This window comes from Pedobacter sp. AW31-3R, from assembly GCF_052180285.1.
Lineage (GTDB): Bacteria > Bacteroidota > Bacteroidia > Sphingobacteriales > Sphingobacteriaceae > Pedobacter.
Window position 1 is genome coordinate 25,470 of sequence record NZ_CP197475.1, and the last position, 18,518, is coordinate 43,987.

General features: G+C 40.9%; 19 protein-coding genes. 10 read left to right on the top strand and 9 right to left on the bottom strand.

Annotation, left to right across the window (positions count from 1 at the left end; translation table 11 throughout):
• Positions 1-148 precede the first annotated feature (148 nt).
• Positions 149-1,645 (top strand): tetratricopeptide repeat protein, encoded by a 1,497-nt coding sequence (locus ACSBL2_RS00115; RefSeq protein WP_442589644.1) that lies wholly within the window; start codon positions 149-151, stop codon positions 1,643-1,645.
• A gap of 13 nt (positions 1,646-1,658) precedes the next feature.
• Here the strand turns inward: ACSBL2_RS00115 and ACSBL2_RS00120 are convergent, their stop codons facing one another.
• The 5 genes from ACSBL2_RS00120 to rsfS form a co-directional block, all read right to left on the bottom strand.
• Positions 1,659-2,483 (bottom strand): hypothetical protein, encoded by an 825-nt coding sequence (locus ACSBL2_RS00120; RefSeq protein ID WP_442589645.1) that lies wholly within the window; start codon positions 2,481-2,483, stop codon positions 1,659-1,661.
• 58 nt (positions 2,484-2,541) lie between these two features.
• Positions 2,542-3,624: a 3-oxoacyl-ACP synthase III family protein gene (locus ACSBL2_RS00125; RefSeq protein WP_442589646.1), complete on the bottom strand. Its 1,083-nt coding sequence runs from the start codon at positions 3,622-3,624 to the stop codon at positions 2,542-2,544.
• A gap of 65 nt (positions 3,625-3,689) precedes the next feature.
• Positions 3,690-4,334: a LutC/YkgG family protein gene (locus ACSBL2_RS00130; protein ID WP_442589647.1), complete on the bottom strand. Its 645-nt coding sequence runs from the start codon at positions 4,332-4,334 to the stop codon at positions 3,690-3,692.
• A gap of 55 nt (positions 4,335-4,389) precedes the next feature.
• On the bottom strand, positions 4,390-6,483 hold the full coding sequence (gene ftsH / locus ACSBL2_RS00135) for an ATP-dependent zinc metalloprotease FtsH (protein ID WP_442592258.1): 2,094 nt from the start codon (positions 6,481-6,483) through the stop codon (positions 4,390-4,392).
• A gap of 36 nt (positions 6,484-6,519) precedes the next feature.
• Positions 6,520-6,894, bottom strand: coding sequence for a ribosome silencing factor (gene rsfS, locus ACSBL2_RS00140; RefSeq protein WP_442589648.1), 375 nt, complete (start codon positions 6,892-6,894; stop codon positions 6,520-6,522).
• Positions 6,895-7,028: 134 nt separating this feature from the next.
• On the opposite strand from rsfS, the gene ACSBL2_RS00145 reads away from it, so the two are divergent.
• The 4 genes from ACSBL2_RS00145 (at position 7,029) to pfkA (ending at position 11,107) form a co-directional block, all read left to right on the top strand.
• Positions 7,029-7,721, top strand: coding sequence for a biotin--[acetyl-CoA-carboxylase] ligase (locus ACSBL2_RS00145; RefSeq protein ID WP_442589649.1), 693 nt, complete (start codon positions 7,029-7,031; stop codon positions 7,719-7,721).
• Positions 7,718-8,167: a protein-disulfide reductase DsbD domain-containing protein gene (locus tag ACSBL2_RS00150; RefSeq protein WP_442589650.1), complete on the top strand. Its 450-nt coding sequence runs from the start codon at positions 7,718-7,720 to the stop codon at positions 8,165-8,167. The genes ACSBL2_RS00145 and ACSBL2_RS00150 overlap by 4 nt, the downstream gene beginning before the upstream one ends.
• 234 nt (positions 8,168-8,401) lie before the next feature.
• Positions 8,402-10,117 (top strand): protein-disulfide reductase DsbD family protein, encoded by a 1,716-nt coding sequence (locus tag ACSBL2_RS00155; RefSeq protein ID WP_442589651.1) that lies wholly within the window; start codon positions 8,402-8,404, stop codon positions 10,115-10,117.
• Positions 10,118-10,123: 6 nt separating this feature from the next.
• Positions 10,124-11,107: a 6-phosphofructokinase gene (gene pfkA / locus ACSBL2_RS00160; RefSeq protein ID WP_442589652.1), complete on the top strand. Its 984-nt coding sequence runs from the start codon at positions 10,124-10,126 to the stop codon at positions 11,105-11,107.
• A gap of 84 nt (positions 11,108-11,191) precedes the next feature.
• Here the strand turns inward: pfkA and ACSBL2_RS00165 are convergent, their stop codons facing one another.
• Positions 11,192-11,512: a heavy metal-binding domain-containing protein gene (locus ACSBL2_RS00165; protein WP_442589653.1), complete on the bottom strand. Its 321-nt coding sequence runs from the start codon at positions 11,510-11,512 to the stop codon at positions 11,192-11,194.
• A 229-nt stretch (positions 11,513-11,741) separates the two neighbouring features.
• On the opposite strand from ACSBL2_RS00165, the gene ACSBL2_RS00170 reads away from it, so the two are divergent.
• The 5 genes from ACSBL2_RS00170 (at position 11,742) to rplS (ending at position 14,683) form a co-directional block, all read left to right on the top strand.
• Complete coding sequence (locus ACSBL2_RS00170; RefSeq protein WP_442589654.1) at positions 11,742-12,302, top strand: 30S ribosomal protein S16; 561 nt, start codon at positions 11,742-11,744, stop codon at positions 12,300-12,302.
• Positions 12,303-12,443: 141 nt separating this feature from the next.
• The gene (rimM, locus tag ACSBL2_RS00175) at positions 12,444-12,971 is read left to right on the top strand and encodes a ribosome maturation factor RimM (protein WP_442589655.1); all 528 of its coding nucleotides are present in this window, start codon (positions 12,444-12,446) and stop codon (positions 12,969-12,971) included.
• An 11-nt stretch (positions 12,972-12,982) separates the two neighbouring features.
• The gene (gene trmD / locus ACSBL2_RS00180) at positions 12,983-13,660 is read left to right on the top strand and encodes a tRNA (guanosine(37)-N1)-methyltransferase TrmD (RefSeq protein ID WP_442589656.1); all 678 of its coding nucleotides are present in this window, start codon (positions 12,983-12,985) and stop codon (positions 13,658-13,660) included.
• Between the two features lie 234 nt (positions 13,661-13,894).
• The gene (locus ACSBL2_RS00185) at positions 13,895-14,173 is read left to right on the top strand and encodes a hypothetical protein (protein ID WP_442589657.1); all 279 of its coding nucleotides are present in this window, start codon (positions 13,895-13,897) and stop codon (positions 14,171-14,173) included.
• 162 nt (positions 14,174-14,335) lie between these two features.
• Entirely contained in the window at positions 14,336-14,683 is a 348-nt protein-coding gene (gene rplS / locus ACSBL2_RS00190) for a 50S ribosomal protein L19 (RefSeq protein ID WP_008241658.1), read from the top strand.
• A 341-nt stretch (positions 14,684-15,024) separates the two neighbouring features.
• On the opposite strand, the gene ACSBL2_RS00195 is transcribed toward rplS, so the two are convergent.
• The 3 genes from ACSBL2_RS00195 to ACSBL2_RS00205 form a co-directional block, all read right to left on the bottom strand.
• Positions 15,025-15,684, bottom strand: coding sequence for a phosphatidylserine decarboxylase family protein (locus ACSBL2_RS00195; protein ID WP_442589658.1), 660 nt, complete (start codon positions 15,682-15,684; stop codon positions 15,025-15,027).
• Between the two features lie 61 nt (positions 15,685-15,745).
• Positions 15,746-16,288, bottom strand: a complete 543-nt coding sequence (hpt, locus tag ACSBL2_RS00200; protein WP_442589659.1) for a hypoxanthine phosphoribosyltransferase — start codon at positions 16,286-16,288, stop codon at positions 15,746-15,748.
• 11 nt (positions 16,289-16,299) lie between these two features.
• Positions 16,300-18,456, bottom strand: coding sequence for a transglycosylase domain-containing protein (locus ACSBL2_RS00205; protein WP_442589660.1), 2,157 nt, complete (start codon positions 18,454-18,456; stop codon positions 16,300-16,302).
• Between the last annotated feature and the right edge of the window lie 62 nt (positions 18,457-18,518).

Genomic DNA, 18,518 nt, shown 5'->3' on the forward strand with positions numbered 1-18,518 from the left:
GTAAAAGAATGATATAAAAAGAAGAAGGCCGGGATATTCCCGGCCTTTTTTATGTGCATATGTTTCGTTTCTAAAACAAAGCCAGGGCTTGTGCGTTATAATGCTTACGTTTTAAAGTGATGTTATACCCACAATTCTAAGTCCATATATGCCCATTTACAGTAGTCCTGCCCTACTCTTTAAATCTGCGATTGCCTTTCTTTTTTTTGTACTGCCGTTATCAGTACGTGCTGGATTTGATTTCAATCAGAATTGCTTAAAAGCTTATCAGCAGATATTTGAGCTTAAACTGCATTCAGCGAGGCAGCTGATTGCCTTGGAAAAAAAGGTGCATCCTGACAATTCGATCATCCACCTACTGGAAAATTATGCCGATTATTTTTATCTGATCACTACGGAGAACAAGCAGGAATTTGACCGGCTGGAAAAAAAGAAATCAGAACGCATTGATAGAATTAGTGAGGATGACCGAAAATCTCCCTATTACCTGTATGCACAGGCAGAAATAAATTTGCAATGGGCCTTATTGCGGGGACGCTACGGCGAATTTTTCACTGCTGCGAGGGAAATAAACAGGGCCAATTCCCTATTGAAAGAAAATAGTAAAAAATTCCCTGGATTTCATCTGAATGCCAAGGGCTTGGGGCTGATCAATGTTTTTCTTGGAAAGCTTCCTGATGGGATGTTAAAAAAGACTTTATCTGCTTTTGGGATCAGGGGAAACGTGAAAGCGGGATTGATGATGCTCGATAGACTGGCAACAAACCTTCCAAAATCTGCTTATGAGCCTTTTTATGAGGAGGTTGTCTTTTATTATGCTTTTGTATTGTCTGATGTCGTGCACTCCCCTGAGGCTTATGCAAAAACCATGAAATTTACCGCCAGAATAGCCGATTCAAGTTTGCTAAAGTCGTACCTGCAAGCTTATATCTGTGCCAGGAATGCGCACAATGACGAGGCCATTGCTATTTTAGCGAAGAGGCCGGGTGGCAGCCAGTACCAGTCTTTTCCTTTTCTGGAATTGCTGATGGGGACAGCAAAGCTAAATAAGCTGGATTATTCCGCAGCGAACCACTTCAGAAATTTTCTCGGCCAGAATAAAGGCGTTAATTACATAAAAGATGCCCAGCTTCATCTCAGTTGGATTGCCTTATTAAATGGCGACACAGGTGCTTATACGGCCTACAGTGCTAAAATCAATGATGGCGTCAGATTGTATCATGACAGAGACAAGCAGGCACGGAACGAGGCTTCGGCAGGAATACCGGATACAGGGCTGTTAAAAGCAAGATTATTATTTGATGGAGGATATTATATGAAGGCTTTGCAGGCATTATCAGCAAGAAGTCCTGAGGATTTAAAGCGGCTGAAAGATAAATTGGAATACAATTACCGCATGGGAAGGATCAATGATGCACTTGGCAAAGGTGCTCAGGCCCTGGTTTTTTATCAACGGACGGTGAACCAAGGGAAAAACCAGAGCTATTATTATGCAGCTACAGCTGCCCTAAATATGGGTAAAATCTATAGTAGCAGCAATAAGGAGAAAGCAAAAGCCTGCTTTAACCTTGCGATCAATATGAAGAACCATGAATATGAGAATAGTATAGAAGCCCAGGCGAAAGAGGGCCTGGGCAATCTGTAACTGGGTTCTGTGTTTATTCTGCACCTTTATCCTGTGTAAGCGCACTCGCTGCCCCCACAGCTCCTATTGCTCCGACAATAGCGACACCCGTCATTACTTTTCCGTATCCTGTAGTCGTAGAGCGGATAATTTTATTTCCCTGATCAGCACCAACTTCAATTATATTTTTTGGATGGACAGCTGTCTTCATTAATTGGGAAACATAAAAGTCCTGTTGATAGAAGAATTGTTTGGGTACGTTGTCTTTTATCACATACAGATTGATAAAACTTTTAAATTTAAGCGGAGAATTCTCTGGTGTAAAATAGGCTTCTTTAACACGGAAAAAACCGGATCCATCAGCGTGGTTGACCACAACAGGCTGAAATAAAGATTTATCAATTTTAGCTTGTTCCATGTTGTTCAGTACATTTAATGTACGGGTGATTTTAGATTTGGGTGGAATAAACCCTTCTTTCTGAGTCGTTTTTATAGTTCCGGATATTGTTCCTGATCTTGAGTTGTATTCCTGGAGACTCAGTACATCACGGCTGCTATTGGTAAATGCCTCTAGCTTCATGGTCTCATCGACAAAACTATAGGCAGTTTCGTCTACAATTAATGCGGAATGTTCCCAGTTGACATAAATTGGCTCGTTTAGTTTATTATAGATGTCAATTTTAAGGGGGGTATTGTCTCCGGCAAAGTTATAACTGATGGTGAGAGAATCATTTTCCATTTTCTGGATACCAGTAAATTCATCTTTTTGCGTATTCGGACTGGATACGGTGCTCATCATGTAAGATTTGCAAGAAGATAGGGAAAGTAGAAGTCCTGTGATCATTAAAAAATTTTTCATGGCTTTCAATTATGTGTATGTCAAATATAACTGAAAGACATGAAAAATTTTAATTGAATTAAAATTGATACACAATTGCGTTAATATGCATTCCTGCGCCAACGGAAGCAAAAATGGCATACTCTCCTTTTTTAACCTTATAGCCAGATACTTTTTCTTTGATGACGAGATCGATCAGTGTAGGAATAGTGGCTACCGAACTGTTTCCCAGCCATGATATGGTCATAGGAACTAGGTTTTCAGGTACAGCATCCAGCTGATAGAGTTTGAAAAGTCTTTTCATGATCGCATTGTCCATTTTGCCATTTGCCTGATGAATGAAAACAGTTTTAATATCTTCGATACCTATACCTGCTTTATCTATGGCCATTTTAACGACCTGTGGGACATTCACTACGGCAAACTCATACAATTTGCGGCCATTCATCTTCAAATAACTGTTCCCTTTGGTACAGTCAGGATTACTGCTGCCACCCATCACAAGCAGCGAAGCGAAATTACCGGCAAAAGTCTGGGTTTTATGTGCTATAATACCTGTGGGATGTTCGGATTCTACGGCTGCATAGATCACCGCTCCGGCACCATCAGAAAAAATCATGCTGTCACGGTCATGTGGATCGATAATCCTGGACAAGGTTTCCGCTCCGATAACCAATACACGTTTGGCATCGCCGCTTTTAATCAGGTAATTTGCCTGTATGGATCCCTGTACCCAGCCTGGACATCCAAAAATGATATCATAGGCCACACAATCGGGATTATTGATTTCCAGCTGTTGTTTAACTTTTGCGGCAAGCGATGGAATGATATCCATCCGGTTACTGCCCTGGTGGATATCACCAAAATTATGGCAGAAAATAATGTGATCAAGGGTTTCTTTATCAATAGAAGCATCTTCCAGAGCCCTCTGTGCAGCAATGGTTGCCATATTACTGTTCAGCATTGTATCATCCGCATAACGGCGTTCTACAATTTCGGTGATTTCGGAGAATTTGCTGATGATATCAGTTATGTCTTTCTCTATAATCGCTCCATTTTCATAAAAGGTAGAATTAAGGAAAGAATCACCAGAAATAATATTTTCGGGAATATAACTGCCTGTGCCTGCTATTACTGAATAAATATGCTTGTTATTGCTCATTTTTGAACCGTATACTATTTTGGTATATGGTATAAAATTAGAATAAATATCTTAATAACAAAAATTTAAGCGAAATCGTCTATTAAAAATACGAATAGTTCCTTTGGGCCATGGGCACCAAGCACCAGTGTTTTTTCAATATCGGCTGTTCGGCTAGGGCCTGTAATTGTACTGATCATAGAGGGTATTTGTGTACCGAATTTATTCTTCAGCAACTGAAAACCGTCTTTAAGGTCCATTACAAGTTGCCCTGTACGGGCGATAACAATATGGTTGTGTGGGAAAATGCTGAGTCTCCGGCCTGCTTCATTCTGATTGGAGATGAGAATCGAGCCGTTCCTCGCAATTAAAGCTTCACATAGGGTAATTCCTACCTCCGCCATTTCAAAGTCCTTATCGGTCTTGTAAAAAGGAAATTCATAGTTGGCTAAAAGGGCCTGAAGTTCGGGTTCCCAGCAGTATATTTTTCTCCATTTGAACTTCTCTGCAAGGTCAAGGATATTCTCTATGAAATCTACGCCATTTTCGCAGAAAATAAAATTACCGGCTACAGCGGTGAGCTGCTCTGCAAAAAGGACTTCGGGAATTTCTGTATTGGCTTTATAGAGTGGGGTTTCTTCTAAATTGGGATGCGGGCTGTCCCTTTTTTCAAGGAGCGCCTTTCTTATTTTCTTGAGCATCAATTCTTTTGAAGAAATGTTTTCTTTCATGGTCAATGGATTTTGAATACCCTGGCTAAACCAGGGTATTCGCTCCATAATATATTTAAGATTCTGTTTGTGAAGGTGTAATGGTCGGTGCTGAAGGATCGGTAGTCTCTCCTACTCCATCATGCAGCAAACCTTCCGCAGCGGGCTTCTGATCGCCGGTTCCATTTACAAATTCATCATAGGTTGTGCGGTTTTCAAACGGACGTTTACCAAGAATTTCTTCCAGGTCTGCCTGGAACAGGATTTCTTTTTCCAGCAGTTTTTTCGCCAGTTTTTCGAGGCCTTCCCTTTTATCGACCAATAACTGCATGGTCCTTTCGTATACGCCATTAATCAGTTTGCGTACTTCAATGTCAATCAGTTCAGAAGTCTTCTCTGAATAAGGTTTATTGAAGTTGTATTCGTTTTGCGGATCATGGAAAGATACATTACCTACCGCTTCATTCATCCCATAAATGGTGACCATGGCATAAGATAGTTTAGTAATTCTTTCGAGATCGTTCTGGGCACCTGTGGAAATTTTACCGAAGACAAGGTCTTCTGCTACCCGGCCTCCCATCGTCATACATAAACCGTCAGTCAGCTGTTCTGTAGTATACAGGAACTGTTCTTTCGGTAAGTATTGTGCATAACCAAGTGCGGCAACTCCACGTGGGACAATAGATACTTTAACCAATGGATCTGCATGTTCCAGGAACCAACCGGCAATCGCGTGACCAGCCTCATGGTAAGCAACAATCCTTTTCTCTTCGGGAGAGATGATTTTATTTTTCTTCTCTAATCCACCGATCACACGGTCAATTGCATCCTGGAAATCCTGCATGTCGACATGCTCTTTATTTTTCCTTGCTGCTATTAATGCGGCTTCATTACAAACGTTTGCAATTTCAGCTCCAGCAAAACCTGGTGTTTGCGCAGATAGTTTTTTGGCATCTACGACAACATCTGTCTTGATTGGCTTTAAGTGGACCTTAAAGATCTGCTCCCTGCCAACCAGGTCTGGTTTATCAATAGAAATCTGTCTGTCAAACCTTCCCGGACGAAGTAAAGCACTGTCCAGTACATCCGGACGGTTGGTTGCAGCAAGAATGATAATGCCGGAATCTGTTCCGAAACCATCCATCTCTACCAATAACTGGTTTAAGGTGTTTTCACGCTCATCATTACCACCCATCATACTGTTTTTACCACGGGCACGGCCAATAGCATCCACCTCATCAATAAAAATGATACATGGAGCCTTATCTTTCGCCTGCTTAAATAAATCACGTACACGGGATGCACCTACACCTACGAACATTTCCACAAAGTCGGATCCCGACAGGGAGAAGAAAGGAACCTGTGCTTCACCGGCCACTGCTTTGGCAAGGAGTGTCTTACCGGTCCCTGGTGAACCGACCAATAAAGCACCTTTAGGTATTTTTCCTCCAAGGTTGGTATATTTTTTAGGGTTTTTTAGGAAATCTACAATCTCCATGACCTCTTGTTTGGCTTCTTCCAGTCCGGCAACATCATTAAAGGTCACATTTACCTGACTTTCTTTATCAAACAGGGTTGCTTTAGACTTTCCTATATTGAAAATCTGTCCACCGCCACCACCGGCGCCGCCACCCATTTTACGCATAATGAAGATCCAGAAACCAATGAACAGCAATACAGGGATGATAACGGTAAAGAACCAGGAATTGAAGGTACTCTGTCTGGTTTCTTTTTCTGCCATAACCTGTGCATCTTCAGGAACCGCTTTCTGTGATTCTTTCAGTTGTTTGTCCAATGCATCCATGGAACCTGCAGTGAAAGATACTGTTGGGCCACCTGTAGCACCAAAACTGCTCTTGGTCTGGTATTTTTTGTATTTGTCGTCTTTCAGGCGGTCTGCTTTAATAAAAACATCAGCCCTGACCAGGTCTTCATATTTATAGGCAACGATTTTTTGTACATCACCAGGGATCAGCATTTTAGTTTCAAATTCCCTGTAGGTAACAGTTTTGCTGGTGTCGCTGTTAAATAAAACAGAAACCAGGATAAGACCTAAAATTATAGCAGCATATACCCAGAAGATATTAAAGTTAGATCCTTTTTGAGGCTTCTTAGGGATATTTGGTATGCGCTTGATTAATTTTGGTTTAGTATTTTCTTTCTCTTTCATCATCGATTTAAAAAAAATGTATGTGGTTGTAAGTGGTTAGGCGCTTTGATAAGAGGTGGTCTGAGCATCGCCCCATAGGTCTTCAATTCCGTAAAAATCTCTTTTTTCCGTTTTGAAGATATGTATAACAACGTCAAAATAATCTAATATTATCCATTCTGCATTTTCAAGGCCTTCTTTACGCCATGGATTTGTCTGTGTGTTTTTATAAATTTCGTCTTCTACGCTGTCTGCTATGGCTTTAACCTGCGTGGCGGAGTCTGCATTGCAGACTATAAAATAATCTGATACTGCACTGTGTACTTCTCTTAAGTCCAGGCGTACAATATCGTGTCCCTTTTTCTCCTGCATGCCGTGAACGGCTATTTCTGATAGGTAGGTAGAAAGGTTTACCAATTTCTTTTTTACCATTAAAATGTTTTATTTTTGATAAATAACAACTATATATTCAACTATTGCAAAATAACACTTTTTCAACACTATTTGTTGGTCAAAATCTTATCAAATTATCAGCGGTTGATTCAACTAATAATTTTCTTAAAAGTATGTTGTCAAATTCCGAGCCATTACCGGAAGGCACTGTTATTATGGCAGAAGATCAATTTGCCGGCAGAGGGCAGCAGGACAATATCTGGCATTCGGAACCGGGTAAAAACCTCACTTTTAGTTTACTGCTGCAACCTGGTTTTTTAATTCCGGATGAACAGTTTAAACTGAATATGGCCATTAGTGTCGCTCTACATGAAGCATTAAAGGGACTTACGGGAGAAGGCCTGTCCGTAAAATGGCCCAATGATATTTATTTCAGGGATAAAAAGATAGGGGGGATACTCATTGAGAATATCATTTCGGGAAGGAAAATAAAAAATAGTGTAGTGGGGATTGGGATAAATGTCAATCAGCAACACTTTAAAGAGGGGGTATCGGGCAATGCTGGATCGATATACCAAATTTTACACCAGGATGTCAATTTAATTCAGCTCTTAGCAGAAATTTGTAGTCAAATAGAAGTTGCTTATTTAAAACTCAGGGCTGGAAGCTATACTGAATTACGGAGTGTTTATGTCGGACTGCTGTATCAGTATAAAGTAAAGGCACGCTACCGTTACGGTGGTGAAATTATAGAAGGGGAGATTGTAGATGTGGGGGAAAGAGGTTTATTGAGTATAAAAACCAGGATTGGTATCACGACGTATAATTTTAAAGAAATAGAATTTATTAAACCACAAAACACATGAAACAAACCACATTATTACTGACATTATTGATCTTTACGGTTTTCGGTGCCAAGGCGCAGATCGAAACACCGGTAACCTGGTCGTACGGATTCAAGAAAACAAGCAAGACAGAAGCTGTAATTTACCTGAAGGCGACTATCCAGAGCGGATGGCATGTTTATTCTCAGACGGTTAAACCTGGCGGCCCGGTAAAAACAACCATTACTTTTGCACCTTCGAAAGAGTTTACAAAGGTTGGCGCTACTGTTGAACCAAAACCGATCATGAAATTTGAAAAGGTTTTTGATATGACTGTAGGTTATTTTGAAAATTCAGTAATCTTTCAGCAAAAAGTTAAATTGAATAAACCTGAAGCACTGGTAAAAGGAACGATTGAATTTATGACCTGTGATGACTCCAGATGTTTGCCTCCTGATGAGGTTAACTTCTCTGTGCAGGTCAAGTAATTCCGGGAGATCAGGGGAATAAAAAAGAGCGGCAGGCCTCCCTGTCGCTCTTTTTTTATTTTTACGGGGGCTGCCTAATATCGGCCTACCGTAAAATATTCACAAACGCTGATCCCTGTCAGTTTTTAAACAAGAAATTATAAGTAATTTCACCGCCGGATTATCAGGCTGTGCCAAATGCTCCTCAGGAGCAGATGAAATGATGATGATAATCAGGATTTTTAATACATAAGAATGAAAAAATTGATATTTGTGCTTGGCCTGATGATGGTTATGCTGGTTTTTAACACCGCATCAGGTTTTGCTTTTAAACAGTCGCAAGATACTACAGCTGTAGTTGCTGAGGATATTGAATTTACAGAAATAGGTTCTGCAGCAGACAGTGCGGCAAATCATATCGTTAAGGATTCGGTGAAGCAGGACACCCTTAAAAAGGATACTGTTCAGTCTGGCGTTACGGCGGCTCTTCCTGTCGCATCAGTTGGGGAAGAGGTACAGGTTTCCTTGTGGGAGACTTTCATACAAGGTCTGCTGGGTGGATTTCTTGCGTTTCTGATGCCATGTATTTTTCCGATGGTTCCTTTAACCATCAGTTATTTTACCAAAAGGGCTGGCAGCAGGCAAAAGGGGATAGGACAGGCCCTGATTTATGGGATTTCCATTATTGTTATTTATGTGGTATTCGGATTATTCATCACACTGGTCTTCGGTTCAGGGATGTTAAATGAGCTCAGCAGCAGCGGATGGTTTAACTTCGCTTTCTTTATCCTGCTGGTGGTTTTTGCCATCTCCTTTTTTGGTGCATTCGAGATCACGCTTCCAAGTTCTTTTGTGAATAAGATTGACCAGAAGGCCGATGACAGCAAGGGGCTTGGCGGTATTTTCTTCATGGCTGCTTCCCTGGCATTGGTATCCTTCTCTTGTACAGGACCAATTATAGGTACCCTACTGGTTCAGGCAAGTTCTAAAGGGGATGTGCTCGGCCCGGCAATAGGGATGTTTGGTTTTGCACTGGCACTGGCTTTACCATTTACCTTATCGGCCATATTTCCGGGATTTTTAAACAGTATGCCTAAATCGGGCGGATGGCTGAACAGCCTGAAGGTATGTTTAGGGTTTTTAGAGCTGGCCCTGGCATTGAAATTTTTGTCGGCAGCCGACCTGGTATGGCACTGGGAGTGGTTTGACAGGGAGATCTTCCTGGCTTTGTGGATCATTATCTTTATCCTGATGGGAATTTACCTGTTAGGGAAGATCAAATTTTCCCATGACAGCGATGTTCCCTATGTCTCTGTCCCGCGTTTATTTTTTGCTATTTTCTCCCTGTCATTTGCCGTGTACCTGGTACCGGGTTTATGGGGAGCCCCGGTGAATATTTTGAGTGGAATCGCTCCGCCATTGAATACCCAGGATTTTATCCTTGGTGGTAATTCCTCCGCAGGGGCAACCGCAGGGGATACAGGGTTCCCTGCAACGGTAAAATATAATGACGTGCTTCATCCCCCACATGGATTTAATGCATTCTTTGAGCTTGATGAAGGCCTGGCCTATGCAAAAAAGATGAACAAACCGGTCCTGATTGATTTTACGGGACATGCCTGTGTGAACTGCCGTAAAATGGAAGATAAAGTATGGATAGATCCGGAGGTAGGGCATTTAATTAAAGATGAATACGTGCTCATACAGCTGTATGTTGATGAAAGGACGGTAAAGATGCCGGCAGATAAAATTCATTACTCTGCGATCCTGCGTAAGAACACCGAAGACCTGGGCTGGTGGAATGGCGATTTCCAGGCAACAAAATACAATTCAAACTCACAACCATTTTATGTCCTTGCCGGTCACGATCTGGAACCCCTTGTTAAACCACAGGGAGCAATATTTGATTCAAAAGAATACGCAGCCTATTTGAAAAGTGGGCTGGATAAATTTAAAGCATCCAAAAATTAAAAACTAATGAGTGAAATTAAGAACATAGCTGTACTAACGTCAGGAGGAGATGCACCGGGTATGAATGCTGCCATAAGGGCAGTGGTAAGAGCGGGTATTTATTACGATTTAACGGTTACAGGAGTTTTAAGAGGGTACGAAGGGTTAATCAGCGGTGATTTTATTGATATGGACCGCAAGTCTGTAGCCAATATTATTCAGCGTGGTGGTACCATATTAAAGACTGCAAGAAGTGATCAGTTCCGGACTACAGAAGGACGGAAAATTGCTTATGAGCAGCTAAAAAACAAAGGGATTGATGCCCTTATTGTTATTGGGGGTGACGGAACTTTTACAGGAGCGAATTTATTTTCCAAAGAATTTGATTTTCCTGTGGTAGGATTGCCAGGGACTATCGATAATGACCTTGCAGGAACGGATTTTACCATTGGTTACGATACGGCGATCAACACTGTTGTGAATGCAATTGACCAGATCAGGGATACGGCAGAGTCGCACGACAGGCTTTTCATTGTTGAGGTGATGGGCAGGGATTCCGGGCTGATCGCATTGCGCAGCGGTATTGGTGTTGGAGCAGAGGCAATTATGGTTCCTGAAGCCAATATGGGGGTAGCGGGACTGGTAAAACGTCTTGAATATGGACGTAAGGACAAGGCTTCCAAAATTATTATTGTTGCGGAAGGTGATGAAGTGGGTGGAGCCTTTAATGTAGGAGAGGTATTAAAGGATAAGTTCCCCCATTACGATATCAGGGTTTCTGTTTTGGGACATATCCAGCGTGGTGGTAAGCCTAGCTGTATGGACCGTGTACTGGCAAGCCGTTTTGGTGTTTCTGCTGTTGAAGCCCTTTTAAATGGTCACTCAGGGGAAATGGTTGGACAGATCAATGGAGAAATTGCTTACACTCCTTTTGACCATGCCATCAAACATCTGGATGCTGAAGAAGGTACACAGGCCTGGCTAAAGCTGATAGAAATTCTATCTCTATAAACATATTAGTGCGCTTGCCTGACCATTGAGAAATGAGTTGGCAAAGCACCGAAGTATTAAAAAAGAGGGCAATCACCCTCTTTTTTATTCGATAATCACTGCTGTCCCTGTTGCGGCAACCATCAGCATACTGCCTCCACTTCCAATGGTTTCATAATCGAGGTCAACACCAATGATGGCATTTGCACCCATGGCAGCTGCATACTGCTGCATTTCATTGACAGCGGTATCTTTTCCTTCCCTGAGCACACGTTCATAAGAGCCGGACCTACCGCCAACAATATCCCTTATTCCTGCAAAAATATCCTTAAAAATATTTGCTCCGATAATGGTCTCGCCGGTAACCAGTCCGATATACTTTACTATCTTCTTACCTTCAATGGTATTGGTGGTTGTAACTAACATAAATAATGAATTTATCTGTTTGATAGCAATTGGCATAAAAAGTTACAAGGCTGATCTGTATGAATTTATGGCAGTCTAATTTCTCTGCCAAGGCTTTCAACGTGCTGTATGGGAGCTTATTGAATTAAAAAGCGATGCATCTTGTTAATCATTAGTATTTTACTTACTTTTGCATCCCCGCAAGCATGGAGCTCCGGGAACTATGTTGAATACATAAACTTATAAAGAAATGGCAACTAAAATCAGATTGCAAAGATTCGGTAAAAAAGGAAAACCTTTTTTCCACGTGGTAGTAGCAGATTCCCGCTCACCAAGAGATGGTAAATTTATTGAGCGTTTAGGTTCTTACAACCCAAACACCAATCCGGCTACTATCGAAATCAATTTCGAAAAAACATTAGACTGGGTTAACAAAGGTGCTCAACCTACTGATACTTGTCGTGCAATTCTTTCTTACAAAGGGGTTTTATACAAAAAACACTTAGAAGGTGGAGTTAAAAAAGGTGCTTTAACCGCAGATCAGGCAGATGCTAAATTTGCTGAATGGTTAGAGGCTAAAGACGGTAAAATCACAGGTAAAAAAGAAAACCTTGTGAAGTCTAAAGACGAAGTTAAAAAAGCGGCATTAGCAGCAGAAACTAAGAAAAATGCTGACCGTGAAGCGGCTCTTGCATTGAAAAATGCACCAGTTGAAGAAGAAGTCGTAGCTGAAGAAGCAACTGAGGAAACTCCTGCAACTGAGGAAACTCCTGCAGCTGAGGCAACAGAAGGAAACACAGAAGAAGCATAGTTTTTTGTTCTTCTAAATCATAGCGAAGGATCTTCAATTGAAGTACCTTCGCTATTTTTTTTACCAGTATGGCGTAATGAAGCTTTCATGGGCTATTCATTATTTTTTACCTTTGCAAGCTCATGGCATTTTTATTTGATTATGACACACGAAGAGGCATTTTACATCGGTTATATTACCAAAACAAAAGGATTAAAAGGGGAGGTTCAGCTTTACTTTGAATATGATGAGCCGGAATTACTGGACCTTGATGTGGTATTTGCAGACATAAATGGTAAAATGGTTCCTTTTTTTGTTACCGTATGCAAATTACAGACAAATGGTACTGGTAATATCTATTTTGATGATATAGACCATATCGATAAAGCACAGCCCCTGTTAAAGAAAAAAATCTACCTTCCCCTTACAAAGATGCCCGACCGTTCGGATGATGAGTTTCATTATACCGACCTGAAAGGTTTCATTGTTTCCGATGAAAGCCACGGAGAGCTCGGAGAAATCATCGAAGTAAATGAGTATCCGCAACAATTTGTCGCGACGGTGGCCTACCAGAATAAAGAGATCATGTTCCCCCTGAATGAAGATATGATCGTAGAAATTGATGAAGAGGGGGGGACGTTAATGGTAGACCTGCCTGAAGGCTTGCTTGATATTTATCTTTCCAATTAATTTTCCCCACCATGCGTTTTGATATTATAACCGTTTTACCTGATTTGTTGCAAAGTCCTTTTGCGCACTCTATATTGCAGAGGGCCCAATCTAAAGGTATTGCAGAGATCGTAGTACACAGCCTGCGTGATTATTCCACCAACAAGCAAAAAAGTGTGGATGATTATCCTTACGGTGGCGGAAGTGGAATGGTGATGTCTATTGAACCCTTCGCACGTTGTATTGAGGCGCTTAAAGAAGCCCGGACGTACGATGAAATCATTTTTATGAGTCCTGATGGAGTTACACTGGACCAGAGTATGGCGAATGAATTGTCTGGTAAAGGAAATGTGATCATTCTGTGTGGACATTATAAAGGAATTGATCAGCGGATCAGGGATATTTATGTGACCCGGGAAATTTCTATCGGTGATTATGTCCTGTCGGGAGGAGAATTGCCGGCTGCGGTACTGGTAGACGCCATTGTGAGATTGATTCCAGGCGTATTAAATGATGAGACCTCAGCTTTGTCTGATAGTTTCCAGGGCGGTTTGCTTGATGCTCCAATATATACACGTCCGGCCGACTGGAATGGGCATAAGGTTCCGGATATCCTGTTGAGCGGCCACGAAGCAAAGATCAATAACTGGCGTCATGAGCAGGCCCTGGCACGCACCCAAAAGCGTCGTCCTGATCTGTTGGAAGACTAATCTTTTTATATTTTTTTATCTTTTTACCTGTTTATGGGCCGTAAAGGCCGTATTCCTTGTCGCAACATAGTTTTTGTCATTTTGTTGGATCGAATGATTAATTCTTTTAGTAAAAATACAAAATTTTAAACCCGTAATTATATTTATTGAAATTGTTTATATATTTACGATAGTGTTTCAACGTCAATTTTTGGGAATACTTAAAAAAATTTTTAATTCTTTACCAACATAAAGATGATGACAAAAGATATCAGAAAGTACAAGATTAATGAATTCTTGGAGAGACTTACCGTTAAAGAGTACAGGTTTGCTTTAAAAAAAATTCCGGTGATCATGGACGTTTCCATGAATACTTTCCATAATTACCGCAGGATACGTGTGGGAGAGGCTCAGGACATCCCTCATGAAAAAGTAAGAATTTTAGAAATATTATTTAATGTTGCCCCGGGGGGATTGGAGAATCGCAAATTGACCGGAAAAAGCCTTGTAGAGTTGATTAAAGAGGAATATTAGTATTTTATCGATGCGACTGACCTATAGTGATGATGCTCATACAGATGTGGAAATAATGAAGATTGTGGAAAAAAACAAAAATCCCTTTTTTTTCTAAAATAAATTTCCTAATATTGCAGTCCGATTTTAAACAACAAAAAGTCGGCTTAATAGCTTAAAATCATGGATTTAGTAAAATTTGTTGAAGAGCAGGTAATCGCAAAGAACGAGTTTCCTGCATTCAAATCAGGAGATACAGTGAGTGTTCACTATAAAATTCGCGAAGGTAATAAAGAACGTATTCAAATTTACCAGGGCGTGGTCTTACAACGTAACAGCGTAGGTGCTAATGAGACATTTACAGTTCGTAAAATGTCAAATGGTGTTGGTGTAGAGAGAATTTTCCCTATCAACTCGCCAAACATTGCTAAAATTGAAGTAAACAGTCACGGTAAAGTGCGTAGAGCTAAATTGTTCTATTTACGTGAACTTACTGGTAAAGCTGCGCGTATCAAATCAAAAAGAGTTTAATTACGCTATAAAATATATAAGCCTTTTCGATTTATCGGAAAGGCTTTTTTGTGCGCTATAAATTATCTTTCAGTCGTTTCTACAGATTTAAATTTGGCCTATGCTGAATGATGATCTGGATGATTGAGGGGTACGATATAAAGGACTTTACTGAAGACGCTGATAAAAGAGTTCACCTAGCTCGACCAGAGATGCTGCAAGCCAAAGGAAAAGGTTGAAGGATGGGCTGGTTGGGATTAAAATTGTAGCTATACAATAAGGGCTGCATCATGATTTTTTGATGCAGCCCTTATTGTATAGCATAGCCAGTGAAGGCAGAATAGGTGATTGATGTTCGTTGATCAGGATAATTCAGCAAGTACAGTAATACCACCCTTTACCACCTGGTTCAGTTCAAGGTTAACCTTTGTGCCGATAGGAAGGAAGATATCCACACGTGACCCGAATTTAATAAATCCGAATTCTTTGCTCTGCTCTACCTGGTCACCTTCTTTTACGTACCATACAATCCGTCTCGCTAAAGCTCCTGCAATCTGACGGAACAATACCGGTGTACCATTTGCATGCTCTACAACGACTGTGGTTCGCTCATTTTCGGTAGAAGATTTGGGATTCCATGCTGCAAGATATTTTCCAGGGTGGTATTTGAAGAATTTCACGACTCCGGATATCGGATTCCTGTTGATATGGACGTTTACAGGAGACATAAAGATCGAAACCTGCAATCTCTTATCTTTAAAATATTCACCTTCTTCAGTTTCTTCAATAACCACTACTTTACCATCCGCAGGGCAGATCACAAGGTCATGGCCAGAAGTAAATGACCTGGAAGGATTCCTGAAGAATTGCAATACAATTATAAATAGCGCAAAAGAAGCAATATAAACCGCCCATTTTAACGAAGTGACATCAGCAAACCGGTAATCGACAATTGCATTTAATATAAATATAAAAAGTAGGGAGAGCGCTATGGTGGTATAGCCTTCTTTGTGTATAGTCATTGTATAACTGAATAATATGTGTTACAAAATTGTGAAAATTAATTGGGAATAAAGTATCTATTTATTCCGGAACGGCCCTGTAAATATCGGTGAGGTTCCTGCCTAGGCCATCATAGTCCAGGCCATAACCAACTACAAATTCATTAGGAATCTCAAAACCAATGTATTCCAGTTCTTTAACAGGAACCTGTATCGCTTCGGGTTTATACAATAAAGTACATACACGTACTGAAGCAGGATTTTGCAGTTGAACCTTTTCCAGGATATGTTTCAAGGTAAAGCCGGTATCAACGATATCTTCTACGAGGATGATGTCTCTGTTCGCCAGATTTTCGGGCAAACCAAGGGTTTCCTTAATGGTACCACTACTGGCTGTTCCTTTATAGGAGGAAACCCGGACAAAAGCCACCTCACAGGGAATGTCCATCTCTTTTAACAGGTCTGCCATAAACAGAAAGCTGCCATTAAGCACGCCTATAAAGATCGGGCAGCGGCCTTCATAATCTACATTTAGCTGTATTCCTATCAGCCTTATCCGTTTATTGATATTGTCATTTTCAATGAGCAGCTCAAATTTCTTGTCTGCTATGTCAACTGTATTCATTTCTTTGGTGCTCAAAAGCCGGTTATATTATTTTCTTCCTCTTCTTTTTCTCTTTTTCTTCTTTCACGACGTTCCTGCCTCAGTTCCTTTTTAGTTTTCTGTACCGTATCTGCTACAGCAGGTTTTTTTGAAGTCGTGTCATTTTTTTGTTTCCCGAACAGGCGGTCGAACAGGTTTTTCGACCCATCCTGCATCAGGATCGGTGCATCATTGTCAAATGCTGTCGTGTCAACCGTTGCGGAATCGGGAAGGAGATACTGGCGCAAACCTTCACGTAAACGTACATTGTAAAAACCATATCCACTGGTATCTGAAGGTATTAAACCACGGCGGGCCATAATACGTCCCATAAACTTAAAATAAGGGAGCATGTAGTCTTTCAAGCCTCCGTCTCCACGGAATTTATACATGGCTATTTTAGGTCGCGGAACAATATTGGCGAGGAAGATCCCTTCACCGATATTCAGATCGGCTGGTCTTTTCCCGAAATATTCCTTTGTCGCCTCACCGATACCATAAATGTTCTTGCCCATTTCTATGATATTGAAGTAGACTTCCAGCATTCTCTCTTTACTCACCAGGCGGTTATTTTCAATCATCCATACAATCAGGATCTCTTCTGCCTTACGCGCCAATGTTTTCTGCCGACTTAAAAACACATTTTTTACCAGTTGCATGGATATCGTACTGCCGCCCCTGACAAATCTCTTCTCTTTATAATTGACTACAAAAGATTTTCGGATGGACTCTTCCACGAAACCATGATGGGTAAAGAAAGAGGGATCTTCTGAGGTTAACAGCGCATTTTTATAATTGCTTGAAATTTCTGACAAGGGGGTGAAATTCGGGTTTGATGGGCCAATGACAATATCACGCATTGGTTTACCGTATTCATAAGGGGTATATACAAAAGGGGAGTTGATCTTCTGCAGATTAATTTTTCCCCATTTTATAATTTTAAAATTATAAGGTGTCAATGAAGAACTGAATTTAAGACTGTCTGGCAGACTGCTGTCCAGATAAAAGTTGAGATCGTATTTAATTTTTCCTTTAACCTGCAGGCCTTCCAGGGATTCAAATAAGCCCTGTGGAAAGGCGTTGAGTACGGCCTGGGCATCCTGTTCATCAGCATGTAATTTCACCTCATAAATTTTATTCGGGGAAAGCGTATATTTCAGGTAGGGGTGGATAGACGCGTCTTTAAGATACATCGTAGAGGTGCTGTCGAGGGCGACAAAGTTGGAACCGATGAGCAGGTCGGCATCTATGCGTGCATCTTTCACCACAATATCATCTGAAGCAATCTTGGCATGGTTAAGCAGTAGGTTTTTTACTGACCAGGAACCTGTAATCTTGAAATTACTGCCCTTATAGTCCGCGCTTTTTAACTCAGTCCGAACGGTATCAAAGCTGAATTTGGCATGTAACTTATGGTCGAGATAAGGTAACTCCACTTTTTTATTATCGGCAAAAAATAAAACATCCATTTGCTGGCTGCCGGGATTTACTTTTCCATTAACATGCCACCTGGCTTCGTTATTATTTACCAAGATGGTAGACTGCAGTTCGCCTCCGTCTATTGTTGCAGTGGTCGTAAGGAAATTTAATTTAGCAGTATCATTATCATTCAGGCTGAAACGGAGGTTTCTGATCTCCATATCGTCAGGAATCTTATTCAAGAGCTGATTCACCAGGTTATGGGCTATTTCACTCAGGTCTACTTTCTGTTTATTATCTGTATTGTCTTTCTTTTTTCTCTTGAGAAAGAAATCAAGATTGGTCGTACTGTCCCGGAGTACAACATTAACCTTACCCTCATTCAGTATGATTTCAGCAAGCTTTACGTTGCCAAAAATGAGCGGGAAAAGTTTTACACCAATCGTGAGGTCGTTGATAGTCGTCAGGGTGTCCCTGTCTTTTGGTACCACAGAAATGTTCTTCATATGGACTGTACTTAGTCCACTAAAACCGGCTTCTCCTATTCTCACGGACAGGCCATAATCTGTATTCGCTTTCTGAATTGCTTTGGCCATTATTTTCTGAAGCAAGGCTTCTCTTTTGCTGTATGCTACAGCGCCAAGTACAAGGAGGATGAAGAGAAAGATTCCTAAAACCCATGCACCAGCTTTGATGTATTTTTTAGGGATGTCAATTTTTGGAAGACGCATGCTGTAAAATAGGTAATATAAATTGCTAAACGTAAAATGCAAATGTTTATTTCGTGTTAAAA

Coding starts and splice junctions, on each gene's coding strand:
- ACSBL2_RS00115 (WP_442589644.1), top strand. CDS start 149: ATGCCCATTTACAGTAGTCCTGCCCTACTCTTTAAATCTGCGATTGCC.
- ACSBL2_RS00120 (WP_442589645.1), bottom strand. CDS start 2,483: ATGAAAAATTTTTTAATGATCACAGGACTTCTACTTTCCCTATCTTCT.
- ACSBL2_RS00125 (WP_442589646.1), bottom strand. CDS start 3,624: ATGAGCAATAACAAGCATATTTATTCAGTAATAGCAGGCACAGGCAGT.
- ACSBL2_RS00130 (WP_442589647.1), bottom strand. CDS start 4,334: ATGAAAGAAAACATTTCTTCAAAAGAATTGATGCTCAAGAAAATAAGA.
- ftsH (WP_442592258.1), bottom strand. CDS start 6,483: ATGAAAGAGAAAGAAAATACTAAACCAAAATTAATCAAGCGCATACCA.
- rsfS (WP_442589648.1), bottom strand. CDS start 6,894: ATGGTAAAAAAGAAATTGGTAAACCTTTCTACCTACCTATCAGAAATA.
- ACSBL2_RS00145 (WP_442589649.1), top strand. CDS start 7,029: ATGTTGTCAAATTCCGAGCCATTACCGGAAGGCACTGTTATTATGGCA.
- ACSBL2_RS00150 (WP_442589650.1), top strand. CDS start 7,718: ATGAAACAAACCACATTATTACTGACATTATTGATCTTTACGGTTTTC.
- ACSBL2_RS00155 (WP_442589651.1), top strand. CDS start 8,402: ATGAAAAAATTGATATTTGTGCTTGGCCTGATGATGGTTATGCTGGTT.
- pfkA (WP_442589652.1), top strand. CDS start 10,124: ATGAGTGAAATTAAGAACATAGCTGTACTAACGTCAGGAGGAGATGCA.
- ACSBL2_RS00165 (WP_442589653.1), bottom strand. CDS start 11,512: ATGTTAGTTACAACCACCAATACCATTGAAGGTAAGAAGATAGTAAAG.
- ACSBL2_RS00170 (WP_442589654.1), top strand. CDS start 11,742: ATGGCAACTAAAATCAGATTGCAAAGATTCGGTAAAAAAGGAAAACCT.
- rimM (WP_442589655.1), top strand. CDS start 12,444: ATGACACACGAAGAGGCATTTTACATCGGTTATATTACCAAAACAAAA.
- trmD (WP_442589656.1), top strand. CDS start 12,983: ATGCGTTTTGATATTATAACCGTTTTACCTGATTTGTTGCAAAGTCCT.
- ACSBL2_RS00185 (WP_442589657.1), top strand. CDS start 13,895: ATGATGACAAAAGATATCAGAAAGTACAAGATTAATGAATTCTTGGAG.
- rplS (WP_008241658.1), top strand. CDS start 14,336: ATGGATTTAGTAAAATTTGTTGAAGAGCAGGTAATCGCAAAGAACGAG.
- ACSBL2_RS00195 (WP_442589658.1), bottom strand. CDS start 15,684: ATGACTATACACAAAGAAGGCTATACCACCATAGCGCTCTCCCTACTT.
- hpt (WP_442589659.1), bottom strand. CDS start 16,288: ATGAATACAGTTGACATAGCAGACAAGAAATTTGAGCTGCTCATTGAA.
- ACSBL2_RS00205 (WP_442589660.1), bottom strand. CDS start 18,456: ATGCGTCTTCCAAAAATTGACATCCCTAAAAAATACATCAAAGCTGGT.